This is a genomic window from Tahibacter aquaticus (genome assembly GCF_004363655.1).
GTDB lineage: Bacteria > Pseudomonadota > Gammaproteobacteria > Xanthomonadales > Rhodanobacteraceae > Tahibacter > Tahibacter aquaticus.
The window spans coordinates 380717-398364 of the sequence record NZ_SNZH01000005.1 but is presented as its reverse complement, the minus strand read 5'-3'; the positions used below and the strand labels follow the sequence as shown (position 1 = coordinate 398364).

Here is a 17648-nt window from a genome sequence, read left to right as displayed (position 1 = left end):
TGGCTGGCCGACGGCAGCATCGAATACCTGGGGCGCAACGATTTCCAGGTGAAGATCCGCGGCTTCCGCATCGAGCTGGGCGAGATCGAAGCCGCGCTGCTGGCCTGTGCCGGCGTGCGCGAGGCGGTAGTCGTCGCGCGCGAGGATGTGCCGGGCGAAAAGCGCGTCGTCGCCTATCTGGTCGCGGCGCAAGCCGACGACCTGGTCGAACGCCTGCGCGTACAGCTGGCAGCGCGGCTGCCGGCCTATATGCTGCCGGCGGCCTTCGTGCTGCTGCCGGCCCTGCCGCTGAACAGCAACGGCAAGGTGGACCGGCGCCAGCTGCCGGCGCCCGACTACCAGGCGCAAGAGCTCTATGTGGCGCCGGCCAACGCCGTCGAAGCCCGGCTGGCGGAAATCTGGCAGCAGCTGCTGCGCGTCGAACAGGTCGGCGTACACGACAATTTCTTCCAGATGGGCGGCGATTCCATCCTGTCCATCCAGGTCGTTGCCCGCGCCAACCAGGCCGGCATCCATATCACCACGCGCCAGCTGTTCGAGGCGCAGACCATTGCCGAGCTGGCCCGGCTGGCTGCCAGCCAGGCCGCCGTGGCCGCGCCGCAGGATGCCATCGACGGCGTGCTGCCGCTGTTGCCGATACAGCAGCGTTTTCTCGACGGCGACGAACGCGACCGCCACCATTTCAACCAGGCCGTGCTGCTGCAGACGCCGTCGGGCTTCGATGCCGCCGCGCTGCAGGCGCTGGTCGCCGCGATCTATCGCCGCCACGATGCCCTGCGCCTGCGTTTTACCCGCGTCGACGACCAGTGGCAGGCCCGGCATGTGCCGCTGGATGCAACCATGCTGGCCGACAGCTGCGTGGTCGAGCCGCTGCCGCTGCAGCCTGCCGAACAGGCGGCCTTCGTCACGGCACGCTGCAGCGACTGGCAGACACGTTTCGACCTGGCCCAGGGCCCCTTGCTGCGCGCTGTGCTGTTTGCGCCGGCCGATGCGCAGGACAGCGGCCGCCTGTTGCTGGCGGTACACCATATTGTGATGGACGGCGTGTCCTGGCGCGTGCTGCTGGCCGATCTGGAACAGGCCTATGCGCAGCACAGCCGGGGCGAACCGATTGCCCTGCGCGCCAAGACCTCGTCGCTGCAACAGTGGAGCAATTCACTGGTGGACTATGCAAACAGTGACGATCTGCAGCAGGAACGGGCCTACTGGCTGGCGCAGAACGACCTGGCGCCGGCGCCGCTGCCGCTGGACCGGCCGACGCAGGGCGAGGGCAGCATTGCCAGCACGCGCAGCGTGACACTGGGCCTGGATGCGGAAGAAACCCGCGCCTTGCTGCAAGAATGTCCGGCCGCCTACCGCACCCAGGTCAACGAACTGCTGCTGGCCGGCGTGTTTCTGGGCATGCGCGAATGGACCGGCAGCGACGGCCTGCGCCTGCGCCTGGAAGGTCACGGCCGCGAGGCCCTGTTCGACCAGCTCGACGTGACCCAGACGGTAGGCTGGTTCACCAGCCTGTTTCCGCTGACCTTGCACTGCGCCGAGACCGACACCGGCGCGCTGGTCAAGGCGGTGAAAGAGCAGTACCGCGCCATTCCGCACCATGGCATCGGCTACGGCCTGCTGCGCTATCTCGCGGCCGAGCCGCTGCCGGCCTGCGACGACGATGCGGTGCTGGAATTCAACTATCTGGGCCAGTTCGACCAGGTGCTCGGTGCCGATACGCGCTTCCAGGCGGGTCGCGAAAGCAGCGGTGCCCAGGTCAGCCCGCAGCGCCGGCGTCCGGCCCGGCTGTCGCTGATCGGCAAGGTATTCGGCGGCCAGCTGCAGTTTTCCCTGAACTACAGCGCTGAGCAGTACGACGAAGCGAACATGCGCGGCCTGGCGGCCTTGCTGGAAAACGCCCTGCGCCGCGTGGTCGCGCATTGCCGCATGCCCGGCGTGGGTTCGTATACCTTGTCTGATTTTCCACTCGCGCGCATCACTGCCGCACAGCTGGACGACTGGCAGATGCGCTATCCGGCGCTGTCACGGCTGTATCCGGCCACGCCGATGCAGGCGGGGCTGCTGTTCGAAAGCCTGGTCGACGCTACGACGTATGTGGTGCAGATGATGCCGGTACTGCAGGGCGAGCTTGACCTGCCTGCCTTCCGCGCCGCCTGGCAGCAGACCGTGCAGCGGCACGACGCCTTGCGCACGGCCTTTGTCGGCGAGGGCGCGGCATTGCACCAGCTGGTCTGGGACCAGGCCGAGCTGCCCTGGCACGAGGAAGACTGGTGCGGACTGGACGATGTGGAGCAGACCCGCCGTTTCGAAGCCTACCGCCGGCGCGACAAGCAGGCCGGTTTCGACTTCGTCCGGCCGCCGCTGCTGCGCCTGGCCGTGTTTCGCCTGGGCGCGCAGCGCTACCAGCTGCTGTGGACGTATCACCATATCCTGTCCGACGGCTGGAGCAGCCCGCTGGTCTACCGCGATGTCGTGGCGCTGTATCAGGCGCAACTGCAGGGCCTGCCCGCGCCGTTGCCGCCGCCGCCGGCGTACGAACGCTATATCGCCTGGCTGCAGCGCCAGGATGCGGAGCAGGCCAGGGCGCACTGGCGCAGCCTGCTCGCCGACGTCGACGCGCCGACACCGCTGGTGCTCGACACCTTGCCCGGCGACGGCAGCCACGGCCCGCGCGAACAGCGCCTGCTGCTGAGCGTGGCGGAAACCGATGCCTTGCGCGCGCTGGCGCAGAGCCAGCACACCACCGTGAACACCCTGCTGCAATGGAGCTGGGCGTACTTGCTGCACCGCTACAGCGGCGAGGCCCGCGTGCTGTTCGGCGCGACCATTTCCGGCCGCGCGGCGGAAGTCGCGGGCATCGAGCAGATGGTGGGACTGTTCATCAACACCATCCCGGTCAAGGTGGAGTTCGACGGCAGGCGCAGCGTCGCCGAGTCGTTGCGCACCCTGCAGCAGGATTTCCAGCGCAGCAATGACTACGGTTTCCTGTCGCTGGTGGATATGCAGCGCCAGTCGGCGCTGCGCAGTGGCGTGTCGCTGTTCGACAGCCTGCTGGTGTTCGAAAACTATCCGCTGGACGCAATGACCGAAGCTGCCGACGCGGCCAGCGGCGGCGCGGCCGCGGCACGGCTGCGCATCGAGCGCTCCAGCAGCAACGAGCAGACCAGTTACGCACTGACCCTGAATGCCAGTCTCGACCGCAGCCTGCAGGTCAAATGCGGCTATCGTGCCGAGGATTTCGCCGCGGCCACGATAGAACGCCTGCTCGGCCACCTGGCCGCCGTGCTGCGCCAGCTGCCCGCAGCCGTGCAGCACAACCGCCGCATCGAATTGCTGCAAGACAGCGAACGCCGGCAACTGCAGGACTGGAATGCGACGCAGCAGGACTACGCGCGCGACGCCACCATCCACGCGCTGTTCGAGGCGCAGGTGCAGCGCCATCCCGGCGCGATTGCGCTGGTACACGGCAGCGAGTCGCTGAGTTATGCGGAACTCAATCGGCGCGCGAACCGGCTGGCCCGGCGCCTGGTCGCACTAGGCGCGCAGGTCGACGGCCGCGTCGCCATTTGCCTGGAGCGCGGCGTCGACATGATCGTCGCGCTGCTGGCCAGCCTGAAGGCGGGCAGTGCCTACGTACCGCTGGATCCGCGTTATCCGCCCGAGCGTCTCGCCTATATGCTGGCCGATGCCGCACCGAGCGTGCTGCTGACCCAGGCGGCGCTGCGCGACAGCCTGCCGGTACTGGCCGCAGGTGCAGCGCCGCTGCTGTTGCTCGACGGCGAAGACCTGTCGGCACTGGCGGACAGCGATCTGCACGTTGCCGGCCTGGCCGCCAGCAGCCTCGCCTACGTGATCTATACCTCGGGTTCCACCGGCCAGCCCAAGGGCGTGGAGCAGACCCACCGCACCATGGTCAATCTGATGACCAGCCTGTTCAGCCGCCATGCCGTGCTGGCGCAGCCGCTGCCGACCTTGCAGTTCGCCACGCTGAACTTCGACATGTCGCTGTACGAGGTCTGCAATGCGCTGTTCACCGGCAGCGCCCTGGTGCTGATCGACGAAGACGACCGTCTCGACTTCGACCGGCTGTTTGCACTGATCGCGCGCGAACAGGTCGGCCGCGTCTACCTGCCGACGGCCCTGCTGCAGCCGTTTGCCCATGCTGCACTGGCGCAGCAGGTGCGACTGCCTGCGCTCAAGCTGATGCAGGTCGCCGGCGAGCAACTGACCATTACGCCGACGATCCGCGACTGGGCCCGGCACAGCGGCTGTGCAGTGCTGAATCTGTACGGACCCACCGAAAGCCATGTGGTCAGCGATCAGTTGCTGGAGGGCGATGCGGTGAACTGGGCGACGCTGCCACCGGTGGGCAAGCCGGTGGCGAACATGCAGATGCAGATACTCGATGCCCAGCTGAGCGCTGTGCCTGTCGGCATCGCCGGCGAGCTGTACCTGAGCGGCGACGGCCTGGCGCGCGGCTATCTCGATCGTCCGGCCCTGACCGCCGAGCGCTTCATCGAACCGGTGCAGGACGGTGGCGACAGAATACGTTTGTATAAAACCGGCGATCTGGCGCGCTGGTTGCCCGACGGCACCGTCGAATACCTGGGGCGCAACGATTTCCAGGTGAAGATCCACGGCTTCCGCATCGAGCTGGGCGAGATCGAAGCGCGCCTGGTCGCCTGTGCCGGCGTGCGCGAAGCGGCTGTGGTCGCGCTCGACGACGGCCCTGCCGGCAAGCGCCTGGTCGCCTACGTGGTGGCGCAGGATGCGGCGCAACTGCAGCCGGCGGAACTGCGCGCAGCGCTGGCGCGGGAACTGCCCGACTACATGATCCCGGCCGCCTTCGTCAGCCTGCCGGCGCTGCCGCTGACGGCGAACGGCAAGGTCGATCGCCGCGCCCTGCCGGCGCCGGATGCGGCCCTGTTGCCGGGCCGTGCCTACGCGCCGCCGCAAGGCGACATCGAAAGCGCGATCGCTGCGGTCTGGCAGGAACTGCTGGGCCTGGACCAGGTAGGCCGCGACGATCACTTCTTTGAACTGGGCGGGCATTCGCTGCTGGTCATCAGCCTGATCGAACGCCTGCGCCAGCGCGGCTTCAGCCTGGGCGTCAAGGCGGTATTCGCTGCACCGACGGTGCGCGCGCTGGCCGAAGTACTGGCCGGCGCGGCGGGCGAGGCGGCCTTCGAGGTCGCGCCCAACCGGCTCGATGCGGCCACCACGCAGATCACGCCCGAGCTGCTGCCGCTGGTCGAACTGAGCCAGCCGGCCATCGACGGCATCGTGGCCGCCGTGCCGGGCGGCACGGCGAATATCCAGGACATCTATCCGCTGGCACCGCTGCAGGAAGGCATCTTGTTCCATCACCTGCTCGGCGGCAGCGGCGATGCCTACCTGTTGCGCCGGGTCGTCGGCTTCGACAGCCGCGAGCGGCTGGATGCGTTCCTGCAGGCCTTGCAGACTGTGATCGATCGCCACGACATTCTGCGCAGCGCGGTGTTCTGGCAGGGCCTGCCCAAGCCGGTGCAGGTAGTGCATCGCCGTGCGCCGCTGCCGCTGCACGAGCTGGCCCTGGCGGACGATGTTCCGGCGCTGGAGCAACTGCTGGCGCGTACCGATCCGCGCCGCACGCGTCTGGACTTGCAGCAGGCGCCGGTCATTGCCGCCTATGTCGTGCCCGATGCACAGAGCGGCGAATGGCTGCTGGCCCTGCTCAACCACCACATGGTCTGCGACCACGTCACGCTCGACCTGATGATCGGCGAGATCCACTGCCTGCTGCAGGGGCAGGGCGACCGGCTGGCCGAACCCCTGCCTTACCGCAATTTCATCGCGCGCACCCATACCGTACCCGAGGCCGTGCACGAGGCGTATTTCCGTGCCCAGCTCGGCGACATCGACACGCCGGTCGCGCCGTTCGGCGTGCTCGATGTGCAGAGCGATGCACAGGCAGTCAGCGAAGTGCGCATCGCCCTGGACGACAACCTGGCCCAGCGTATCCGCGAGCAGTCGCGCCGCTGCGGCGTCACACCGGCGGTGCTGTTCCATGTGGCCTGGGCGCAGGTGCTGGGCCGCTGCACCGGACTTGACGATGTGGTCTTCGGCACCGTGCTGTCGGGTCGCCTGCAGGGCTCGGAAGGCGCCGATCAGGTGGTCGGCCTGTTCATCAACACCTTGCCGCTGCGCGTCGGCCTGGCCGGCATCGGCGTGCGCGACGCGGTGGCCGAGGTGTATCGCCGCCTGGGCGAGCTGCTGACGCACGAACAGGCGTCGCTGGCGCTGGCGCAGCGCTGCAGTGCGGTGTCGCCAGCCTTGCCGCTTTTTACGGCATTGTTGAATTATCGCCATATCCACAATATAGGAACGCCGGCGGACATGGCCTGGCAGGGCATGCGCTCGCTCGATGCCAGCGCGCGCAACAGCTATCCGCTGACCATGTCGGTGGAAGACCGCGGCCAGGCCTTCGGCCTTACCGCGCAATGCCAGCAAGGCATCGACGGCGCACACCTGGCCGGCTATCTGGAAAGCGTGATCGCAGCGCTGGTCGACAAGCTGGAGAGCGATCCGGCCTTTCCTCTGAACCGGCTGGAGCTGCTGCCGTCCGCACAGCATCAGCAACTGCTGGTGCAGGGCCGCGGCCCCGCCAGCCTGCGCTGGCGAGGCTTGGCCCTGCCGCTGCAGATCGAACAGCAGGTGCAGCGCACGCCCCAGGCCGTCGCCCTGCGCTGCGGCGATACGCAGCTGAGCTATGCCCAGCTCGACGCGCGCGCCAACCGTCTGGCCCACGCGCTGATCGAGCAGGGCATAGGCCGTGGCGCCCGCGTCGGCATCCACCGGGAACGTTCGCCGGAGCTGCTCATTGCGCTGCTGGCAGTACTGAAGACCGGTGCGGCCTATGTGGTGCTGGACCATCGCCAGACCACGGCGCGCCTGCGCGCGATCATTGCCGATGCCGGCGTGAGCGTAGCCCTGCTCGACAGCCGGCACTCGGTATTGCCGGTCGGTGGCGTGGATGCGCTGTACCTGGACGATGCCGCTACCGATGCGCAATGGCTGGCGGAATACCCGTCGACGCGGCCCGACATCGCCATTGCCGACGACGACAGCGCCTACGTGCTGTACACCTCGGGCTCTACCGGCACGCCCAAGGGTGTAGAGATCCTGCACCGCGGCCTGACCGACTATTGTGCCTTTGCGCGCGAAGGCTATTACGCGGCATCGCTGAGCGGATCGCTGGTGGTGACGTCGCCGGCGTTCGACCTGACGGTGCCGTCGCTGTACGTGCCGCTGCTGACGGGCGGCTGCGTGGAACTGATCGCGGCTGACGACGATCTCGCCGGTTTTGCCGCGCGGCTGGAGCAGGCCGATATGCCGCCGGTACTGCTGCGCCTGACGCCATCGCATCTGCAGGGATTGCTGCAGCTGGCCGACGAAGCGCCGCGCCAGACTGCACATGTGTTCGTGATCGGCGGCGAAGCGTTCGGCGTGGATCTGGCGCGGCAGCTGCAGGCGAAGTATCCGCAGGCGCAGATCTACAACCATTACGGCCCTACCGAAACCGTGGTCGGCTGCAGCTGGTACGACGTGACGGCGAATCTGGCCGATCTGCAGCGCACGATTCCGATCGGCCGGGCGATGAGCAATACGTCGCTCTACGTGCTCGATCCGCAAGCACGGCTGCAGCCGCCCGGCGTGGCGGGCGAGCTGTATATCGGTGGTGCCGGTGTGGCCAAGGGCTATCTCAACCAGCCCGAGCTGACCGCAGCGAAATTCGTTGCCGATCCGTTCGAGGCCGGTGGCCGGCTATACCGCAGCGGCGACCGTGTGCGCTGGCGCCACGACGGCACGCTGGAATTCCTCGGCCGCCTGGACGACCAGGTCAAGCTGCGCGGCTTCCGCATCGAACTGGGCGATATCGAAAGCGCATTGCGCCGGCATACATCGGTGCGCGATGCGGTAGCGGTGGTGCGCGAGGGCGGAGAGGGGGGCGAGGCGCAGCTGGTCGCCTATGTCGTGGCCGACCCCGCGGACGGACTGGCCGACAGTCTCAAGGCCCAGCTGGCCGAGCAACTGCCGGCGTATATGCAGCCGTCAGCCTACGTCGTGCTTGCACGCCTGCCGCTGACACCCAACGGCAAGGTCGACAAGGGCGCCCTGCCGCGGCCAGAGCAACAGGCCAAGCAGTACATTTCTCCCGAAACGGAAACCGAGAAAATTCTGGCCGCGGTATGGGCCGGCCTGCTTGGCCTGGACGTGGGGCGGATCGGCGCCGGCGACAATTTCTTCGAGCTGGGCGGGCATTCCATCCTGTCGATCCGGTTGGTGGTGCAACTGGGCGAGCGTTTTCCGCTACCGCTGGGCGTGCGCGATCTGTTCCGCTATCCCGAGTTGCGGCAACTCGCGGCGTATCTCGACACGGCCACGCCGTTGCGCGACGGGGCCTGGAATCCGCTGGTGCTGCTGGGCAGTCAGCAGGCCGGTGCGGCGCTGTACTGCGTACCGGCTGCCGGCCTGACGGCGGCGTCCTACCAGGCGCTGGCGCAGGCGCTGCAGCCGCAGCTCGCCCTCAACGTGTTCGAGCCGCGCGGTTTCGACGCGGCGCAGCCGCCCTGCGCCGACATGGACGAGATCGTCCGTTGCAATCTGCAGGCACTGCGCGAGCACCAGCCGCGCGGCCCTTACCACCTGGCCGGCCATTCCTTTGGCGGCGGCGTTGCTTTCGAAATGGCGCGCGAGCTGGAAGCGCAGGGAGAACAGGTCGAACTGCTGCTGCTCGACAGCATGCTCTACCTGCAGGAACAGCAGCGCGGCGGCCGTTCGGCACTCAGCCATCTGCGCCAGATGTTCGCCGACGAGGACGAGGCTACCGCGGTCGCGGACACCCCCGCGAGCGACGCGGCCTTCCGCGCCCGTTTCGAGGGGCGCCTGCGCCAGGCCGGCCTGCTGCCGTTGCGGGGCGATGACGCGCTTCTGGACAAATACATTGCGGCGTTCGACACGCAATTGGCACTTTATTCGGCCTACCGGCCGTCGGGCCTGCTGCAGGGGCCGGTAAGCCTGCTGCTGGCCAAGGGCGGCCTGGCGCGGCTGGATCGCGACGCGCTGGTGCAGCACTACGGCCGTTGCTGCGCACAGCTTGCCGAGGTGGCCGTGGTTGCCGGCGGACACCTGTCGATGCTGTCGCCGGAGCATGTACAGTCACTGGCCTGGGTAATGCTGCAACACACGCAAGCCATGCCTGCGGCAGTCGTTGCATGAGTGGACGACTTCACAACATGGCGGAAATTCTTTGTGCTGTATCCCCGCTGGCTCAGGGGAATGGCCGCAACCTCGCCATGCCGGGGTTGCAGCGCGGTCGCAGGGCAGCTGTCCCGTCGACCGGTTCATGTGGCATTGGGGCCATTGCGTGCAATGGGAATGGGGCCGGCTGCTCGCTGCCGGCACTTACCAACCTTTAGAGATTGAGCAAGAACGTACTATGGACATTACTAGGAAAACCGAGAAAAAAGCCCCCTGGAAGCGCTACTGGCCGGTACTGCCGGCGGCAGTCGCGTTGCTTGTTGCGCTGTATGCGCTGCAGAGCTTCGGCAGTGCGTCCTACGTTGCCAGCCGCGACAGCCTGATCTTCGGCGACGTCAAGCGCGGCGACTTCCTGGTGCAGATCCGCGGCGTCGGCGTGCTGGTGCCGAAGAACATCCAGTGGCAGGCAGCGAATGTCGACGGCCGTGTCGACAGCATCGCGGTCGAGGCCGGCACCAGCGTCAAGCAGGGCGACGTGATCGCCAGCCTGAGCAATCCCAAGCTGAAACTGCAGCTGGAGGAATCGACCTGGGAACTGGAGGCGCAAAAGAAGGAAAACCGCGCCGCCGAAATGGAGCTGCGCTCGGAGCTGGCCGAGGTGCGCGCCGAGGCAACCAACGCCGAGCTGGATTTCCGCAGCTCCAAGCTCAAGCTCGATGCCGAGGAAGTCCTCGTCGCCAAGGGCATCGTTTCCCGCATTACGGTGGAGCAGTCCAAGCTCGCCGTCGAGCAGTTCAAGGAAAAGAACAAGTCGCAGCTCGAGCGCGTCTCCAAGATGGAGGCCAACCTCGAAGCCCTGATCGAAGCGCACGTGGCGCGCATGAACAAGCTGCAGAACACGCACAACCAGATCCAGCAGCAGATCGACGACCTTACCGTCAAGGCGCGCATCGACGGCGTGGTGCAGGAGATGGTGCTGAAGCTCGGCCAGCAGGTGCTGCAGGGCGCCGAGGTAGCGCGCATCGCGCCGCACGACAATCTCGTCGCGCTGCTGGACATCCAGGATTTCCAGGTGCGCGACGTGGTGCTGGGCCAGGTCGTCAATGTGGACACGCGCAGCAGCAAGATCGTCGGCAAGGTGGTGCGCATCGATCCGGCCGTGATCAACGGCGTGGTCAAGGTCGAGGTGCTGCTGGAAGGCAAGATGCCGCCCGAGGCGCGCCCTGACCTCAGCGTCGAAGGCGTCATCGATGTCGAACGCAAGCCCGACGCCCTGTTCGTCGAGCGGCCTTCCTTCGCGCAGAGTTTCAGGACCACCGCCATGTACCGGCTCAACGGCAGCGGCAATGCGGCAACCCGTGTCGAAGTGCAGCTGGGGCGCGCTTCCACGCGGCATATCGAGGTGGTCAACGGGCTGAAGGAAGGCGACCGCATCATCGTCTCCGATCCTTCTTCCTGGGAAAGCCACAACGACATTCTTATCAGGTAGGGATAGCCATGACTCAAGCACAACCACTCATCCAGCTGCAGGATCTGCAAAAGTCCTTCTTCACCGAGGAGGTCGAGACGCGCGCCCTGCAGGGCATTAACCTTTCAATATGGAAAGGTGAATATGTATCGTTCTCGGGGCCATCGGGCTGCGGCAAATCGACCCTGCTGTCGCTGCTGGGCCTGCTCGACGTGTGGACCAGCGGCAAGTACCTGCTGGCCGGCCACGACGTGTCCACGGTCGACCGCGACGAGCGGGCACGCATCCGCAACAAGGAAATCGGTTTCGTATTCCAGTCGTTCAACCTGATCAGTGACTTGACCGTGGAAGAGAACGTCGCGCTGCCGCTGACCTACCGCGCCGACCTGAAGAAGGGTGAGATCCAGGCCCTGGTGTCACGGGCGCTGGACAAGGTCGAGATGTCGCACCGGGCCAAGCACTATCCGACCCAGCTGTCCGGCGGCCAGCAGCAGCGCGTGGCCGTGGCGCGTGCGGTGGCGGGCAATCCCTCGCTGATCCTGGCCGACGAACCGACCGGCAACCTGGATTCCAAGAACGCCGAGATCGTGACCGAGATGCTGGAGAACCTGCACGCCGAGGGCTCTACCGTCTGCATGGTTACGCACAATCCGGAAACCGCGGCGCGCGCGCCGCGCCGGGTGGAACTGCTGGACGGCCAGATCGCCTCCAATATCGTCGTGCCGCGCAAGATTCCGGTAGCCGGCTAGGAGAGGCGAAGTGCTGCATATTTCCGATTTCAAGTATGCCCTGCGCCTGCTGAAGAAGACTCCGGGCTTCACTGCGCTGACCATTCTCGTGCTGGCCGGCGGCCTGGCCATCAGCCTGTACACATTCGGCCTGCTAAATACACTGTTATACAAAGACCTGCCGATCGCCGATGGCGGCTCGGTGGTGCGGGTGGTCGGCGAGCGCAAGGGCCGCATCAGCACGGTGAATGCCTATCTGCTGTCGGAGATCCGCGCCGGTGGCATCCGCAGCCTGAGCGAGCTGGGTGCGTATTCCGCCACCACGCTGGCCCTGGGCGACAAGGATTCCGTACGCAACCTGAGCGCCACCCTGGCCGAGTGGAACGTGTTCGAATTCAGCCGCACCAAGCCGCTGATGGGGCGTGGCTTCGTGCGCGAAGACAGCACCGACGGCGCGGAGGCCGTGGTCGTGCTGGGCTACAAGGTCTGGCAGTCGGCATTTGCCGGCGATCCGAACATCATCGATCGCAGCATCCTGCTCAACCGCAAGCCGACGCGTGTGGTCGGCGTCATGCCCAAGGACTATGCCTTCCCGGGTTCGGCCAGCCTGTGGCTGCCCATATCGAGCAAGGATCTGCAGCCCACCGGCTACACCGCCAACGCCTACAGCGTATACGCGCGGCTTGCCCCCGGCGCGTCGCACAGCCAGGTCAGGACCGAGCTGCAGGGCCTGATGAAGCGCGTACAGCAGCAGGACGGCCGCGCCGATTCGCAGGAGGAAGACCTGGACGGCCTGTTTCCGCTGACTTTCCAGTCGGTACAGACCTATCCCGAAGGACCTTTCGTCTTTGCCATCCTCAATGCGGTGTCGCTGTTCATCCTGCTGCTGGCCTGCGTCAATGTGGGCAACATGCTGCTGGCACGCACCAACGAGCGCATGCGCGAGATCGCCGTGCGCGTCGCGCTGGGCGCACCGCGCCTGCGCCTGCTGCTGCAGATGACACTGGAAAGCATGATCATCTGCGTCAGCGGCGGCATCATCGCCGTGCTGCTGGCCGGCTGGGCGCTGAAATCGACCAACGGCTTCATCGCCACGGTGTTCGAAGGCAACCTGCCGTACTGGTGGAACTGGGGGCTGGACGGCGCGACGGTGACCGCAGCCGCCGTGTTCATTCCGCTGATGATCCTGCTGGTTTCGGTGATGCCGGTCTACGGCGCCACGCGCATCAATGCCAGCGCGCTGCTGCGCGACGGTACGCGCGGCTCGCAGGGACGTACCAGCGGACGTATCTCGCGCATCCTGGTCACCATCCAGATTGCACTGATCTCGGTAGTGCTGCTGGTGGGCACGGCCATGGGCATCATCGCCTACCGCGCCGGGCATATCGATTTCGGCATCGATCCGACCAACCTGCTGACCATGCAGGTCGACTTGCGCGACAGCAGCCAGGACACGCCGGAAAAACAGCTGCTGTTCTACCAGCGTCTGCTGGGCGAACTGCGCGGCAGCAGCGATATCGACGCTGCCCTGCTCACCGGCAATCTGGGCGCCAGCCGCTTCGCCGTCGACGACATGGAATACAGCCGCATCGGCGACTACCCGGAAGCGACCCTGCTGGTCACTTCGGAATCGCCCGGCCAGATCGGTACGCGTCTGCTGGAAGGGCGCAATTTCGACAGCCGCGACAGCGAAACCGGGCTGAAAACTGCGGTGATCAGCCAGTCGCTGGCCCGCGCCTACTGGGGCGGCGAATCGGCGCTGGGCAAGCGCATCCGGCTGCTCGACGAGCAGGGCAAGACCACCGAGCAGCGCATCGTCATCGGCGTGGTCAGCGATGTGCGCCGCGGCGAGAACCTGCTGGTTACCGACAAGAACACCTTCGCTGCGATCTACCAGCCGCTGCCGCAGGCGATAGAGCCGGTATTGGGCGTGCTGGTACGCCATCGCGGTTCGGCCGCGGCAGCCCGCACGGCGATGTACCGCGCCGTCAGCAATGTCGACGCGTACGTGGTGCCGGGGCCTATCGCCAACTACGACGATTCGCAGAAGAAGCTGACCCTGGTCGCCACCACGATGACCGACCTGTTCGTACGCTGCGGCATCTTCGCCATCCTGCTGGCAATGACCGGCATCTACGGCCTGAGCAGCAACACGGTGGTACAGCGCACCCACGAAATCGGCCTGCGCCGCGCAGTCGGGGCGACCGACCGCAGCATCATCTGGCTGTTCCTGCGCCAGGGCGGCCGGCAGGTGACGGCAGGCCTGCTGATCAGCGCGCTGATCTCGATCGGCATTCTTTACCTGTTGTCGCGCTTTGCCGGCCTCGGCACCTTGACCCTGGTCGTGGTCGGGGTGTTCTTTGCCGCGCTGGTGACCGGGCTGGTCATGTCGGCGATATACATCGCTACACGTCGTGTTGTGAAAAACGAGCCGAGTGTGGCGCTGCGTTACGAGTAACAAGAAGCGTGCCGGCGATGCCGGCACCGCAGGGCAGAACCGCTGTGCACGCAGTGCGGCACAGCATCGCCGCCTGGGCCGAACCACGGCCCGGGCCGGCAGGACAGGCAAACCATGGCGCGGGGGCGCATGGGCGCGCGCAGGCGCGCAGCCATATACGGTGGCGTGAACACGGACTGATTCAGGAGGAAAGGGGAATGGCTACGTTGGCAAATGTGGATTGTGCGGACCTGAAGCCGGTACAGGGGACGCGGCTGCTGCTCGATCTCGATCTGCAGGGCAGCAAGGTGCTCGATTGGGCGCAGGAGAATCGCGCCCATGTCGAACGCCTGGTGCAGGGCAATGGCGCGCTGCTGATCCGCGGCCTGAAATTCGTCGGCAGCCAGCAGTTCGGCGCGGTGCTGTCGACGCTGTTCGGCGAAGACCTGATGCAATACACCTATCGTTCGACCCCGCGCACCGAGCTGCGCGGCAATGTATACACGGCGACGGAATACCATCCCGACCAGGTCATTCCCCAGCACAACGAGAACTCCTACTCGAACCGCTGGGCCATGCGCATCGGCTTCCTGTGCACGGTGCCGTCGCCCGTCGGCGGCAGCACGCCGATCTGCGACAGCCGCCTGGTGTATCGCGAGATTCCCGAAGCGATCCGTGCGCGTTTCGAGCGCCACGGCGTGATGTACGTGCGCAACTATTCGGAAATCGACATTCCCTGGACCGAGGTATTCCAGACCACGGAAAAAGCCGACGTGGAAAGTTTCTGCATCGCCAACCAGCTGTCGTACGAGTGGCTGGGCGAGCGGCATCTGCGCACGCGCCAGATCAACCAGGCCAGTGCGCAGCACCCGGTCACCGGCGCCCGGGTCTGGTTCAACCAGGCGCATCTGTTCCATGTCACCAACCTGGAAGCCGATGTGCAGGAAAGCCTGCTCAGCGTGATGAAGGAAGAGCACCTGCCGCGCAATACCTATTACGGCAATGGCGACCACATCGAGCCGGAAACGCTGCAGACGATCCGCGACATCTACGACCGCAACAAGATCGCCTTCGACTGGCAGCGCAACGACCTGCTGTTGCTGGACAACATGCTGTATTCGCATGGCCGCGGCACGTATTCCGGCAATCGCCAGGTACTGGTCGGCATGACCCGCCTGCACGGTTCGGAAGCGGCGGCCATCGCCGCCTGATCCGCACTTCCCGTCATCCGCTCGTCGCACACGGTACTCTCATGAACACTCCCTGGTTCATCCACTTCTCCCGGCCGCAGCGCTCGCGCCTGCGTCTGTTCTGCTTTCCCTATGCGGGCGGCAACGCGCATATTTTCCGCGCCTGGGCCGAGCAGCTGCCGCCCTGGGTCGAGCTGATCGGCGTGCAGTCGCCGGGCAAGGGCAGCCGTGCGCTGGAGCGGCCGTGCACGACCGTGTCGGAAATGACCGGCAAACTGATGCTGGCGCTGGAGCCGTTGCTGCACGACAAGCCGTTCGCGTTCTTCGGCCACAGCAACGGCGCGCTGATCTCCTTCGAGCTCAGCTGCATGCTGCAGGAACGTGGCCTGCCGCTGCCGCGCCAGCTGCTGCTGTCGGCCAGCCCTGCGCCCTGGACGCGGGAGTTCGAGCAGCCGTATTCGGCCATGAGCGACGAGGAGTTCAAGGCCGCGCTGCAGGATCTCAACGGCACGCCGCAGGAAATCCTCGCCAACCGGGAGCTGCTGGACCTGTTCCTGCCCGGCCTGCGCGCAGATTTCTCTCTGTCGGAAACCTATGTCTACGCCCGCGCGCGCAAGCTGTCAGTGCCGACCAGCGTGTTCTACGGCGAGCACGACGAAATCGAAGAGCATCAGGTACATGCCTGGCAGGAAGAGATAGAGCCGCCTATCCGCTTCGACCGCCTGCCGGGCGGGCATTTCTTCATCCACAGCCATCTGGAACTGCTGACGGCGATGGTCGGCAGCCGGCTGCGCGAGCTGGAGGTGCAGGACAGGGCGAGCCGCAGTCTGGAAAGCGTGGCATGACATGTTGCAATGTGACTATCTGGATAGTTTGCCGCGGCGCCCGGACGGTGCCCCGGCCGATGTCGATGAGGCAAGGAGATTTGAATGAGCAATGACGACGGTAAGCTGTACCTGCGCGAAGATGTCTATTTCGAGCCATTGCTGAACCAGTGGTACGCCTGGCCGTATCTGCTGCCGCCGGTCACCGGCGCACGGCATATCGTGAACACGCATCGCCGCATCATGAGTTCCTTCATCAAGAACGCGAAGCTGCATGTGATGGCGGTGGCCCAGCCCGGCATGGCCGGCTCGGAGTTCCTGGATTGCGCCGAAGACCGCGTGTCGGACATCAAAGCCCTGGTCGAGCGCATCGACCTGGAGCATGCAGACCTGGTGGTGCTGTCCGACTCCGTGCGCGAACTGGACGAACTGCTGCGCGCGCATACCAGCGGTGAGTCGATCGAATACCTGTACGAGCGCGTGCCGGCTCCGCTGCGCGGCTACGTCGAGATCTTCATGGATCTGGAGCACCACCCCTCGTACCGGCTGCTGGAAAGCCTGCTGTACAAGAGCCGTCACTATAAGCGCTCGCTGCAGAGCGTGTCGTTCGGCCTGCTCGACACGGTAGGCCAGCGGCCATTCGTGCTGAGTACGCCGCGCCTGCCCGAAGCCAACAATCTGCAGCTGAAGATCGATTACAACGATCCCATCCTCGACGCGGTATTCCGTGCCCGCGCGCTGCCGCTGGCGGCTGCGGAGGTGGACGCGCTGTTCGCCGGCCGCGAGACGCTGGGCGGCGTGCACTATCGCGACCTGTTCACTGCCGCGCCGCCGGCACAGCGCCACGTGCCGGTCCGCGACGGCGTGCGCCTGCAATACCTCGGCCATGCGGGCTTCCTGCTGGAAACCGCCGACGTAGCCATCATCGTCGACCCGGTCATCGCCTCGCGGGGCGAGTCCTTCTCCGACGAGGTGATCAGCTTCAGCCAGCTGCCCGAGCGTATCGACTACATCTGCATCACGCACAACCATCAGGACCACGCCAACATCGAGTCGCTGCTGCAGCTGCGCCACAAGACCAGCAAGATCCTCGTGCCGAAGAACAACGGCGGCAGCCTGACCGATCCGTCGCTGCGCCTGCTGCTCAAGCAGTTCGGCTTCGATGCGATCGAGATGGACGACATGGACGAGGTGCAGGTGCCCGGCGGGCGCATCGTCAGCGTGCCCTTCCTTGGCGAGCACGGCGATCTGAACGTTCGCTCCAAGGCGGCGTGGTTTTTCGAACTGCTGGGAAAGCGCGTATTCCTCGGCGCGGATTCTTCCAATCTCGATCCCACCATGTATCACCACATCGCCGACTACCTGGGCGAGGTCGACGTGATGGCGATAGGCATGGAATGCGTAGGTGCTCCGTATACCTGGCTCTACGGCGCCCTGCATACCAAGCTGGTGAGCAAGAAGATCAAGGAATCGCGTCGCCTGAACGGTTCCAATTTCGAGCAGGCGCACAAGATCGCCGAGATATTCAAGCCGTCACGCGTATTCCTCTACGCGCTCGGCATGGAGCCTTGGTACAAATATTTCATGGGCCTGGACTACGACGAGAATTCCGCCCAGATCATAGAAACCGAAAAAATGCTGCTGGCCTGCAGCGACAACAACATTCCGGCAGAACGGCTGTACGGCAAGATGACCATGGAAATGGCCTAGCCGCTACACCTTCGCGGGCATTCCTGCCGCGCTGCAACCCTCTGTCGT

At 65.7% G+C, this 17648-nt stretch carries 7 protein-coding genes; all 7 read left to right on the top strand.

Annotation, left to right across the window (positions count from 1 at the left end):
• Positions 1-3 precede the first annotated feature (3 nt).
• The 7 genes from DFR29_RS10770 to DFR29_RS10740 all read left to right on the top strand — a co-directional run bounded on the left by DFR29_RS10770 (position 4) and on the right by DFR29_RS10740 (position 17600).
• Positions 4-9261 (top strand): amino acid adenylation domain-containing protein, encoded by a 9258-nt coding sequence (locus tag DFR29_RS10770; protein ID WP_341829851.1) that lies wholly within the window; start codon positions 4-6, stop codon positions 9259-9261.
• Positions 9262-9481: 220 nt separating this feature from the next.
• Positions 9482-10732: an efflux RND transporter periplasmic adaptor subunit gene (locus tag DFR29_RS10765; RefSeq protein ID WP_166654013.1), complete on the top strand. Its 1251-nt coding sequence runs from the start codon at positions 9482-9484 to the stop codon at positions 10730-10732.
• 8 nt (positions 10733-10740) lie between these two features.
• Positions 10741-11460, top strand: a complete 720-nt coding sequence (locus DFR29_RS10760) for an ABC transporter ATP-binding protein (protein WP_133818589.1) — start codon at positions 10741-10743, stop codon at positions 11458-11460.
• A gap of 10 nt (positions 11461-11470) precedes the next feature.
• A complete protein-coding gene (locus tag DFR29_RS10755; protein WP_133818588.1) occupies positions 11471-13897 on the top strand; it encodes an ABC transporter permease in 2427 nt (808 codons plus the stop codon).
• Between the two features lie 197 nt (positions 13898-14094).
• Complete coding sequence (locus tag DFR29_RS10750) at positions 14095-15087, top strand: TauD/TfdA family dioxygenase (RefSeq protein ID WP_133818587.1); 993 nt, start codon at positions 14095-14097, stop codon at positions 15085-15087.
• Between the two features lie 41 nt (positions 15088-15128).
• On the top strand, positions 15129-15911 hold the full coding sequence (locus DFR29_RS10745; RefSeq protein ID WP_133818586.1) for a thioesterase II family protein: 783 nt from the start codon (positions 15129-15131) through the stop codon (positions 15909-15911).
• A gap of 84 nt (positions 15912-15995) precedes the next feature.
• Entirely contained in the window at positions 15996-17600 is a 1605-nt protein-coding gene (locus tag DFR29_RS10740; RefSeq protein WP_133818585.1) for an MBL fold metallo-hydrolase, read from the top strand.
• Positions 17601-17648: the final 48 nt, after the last annotated feature.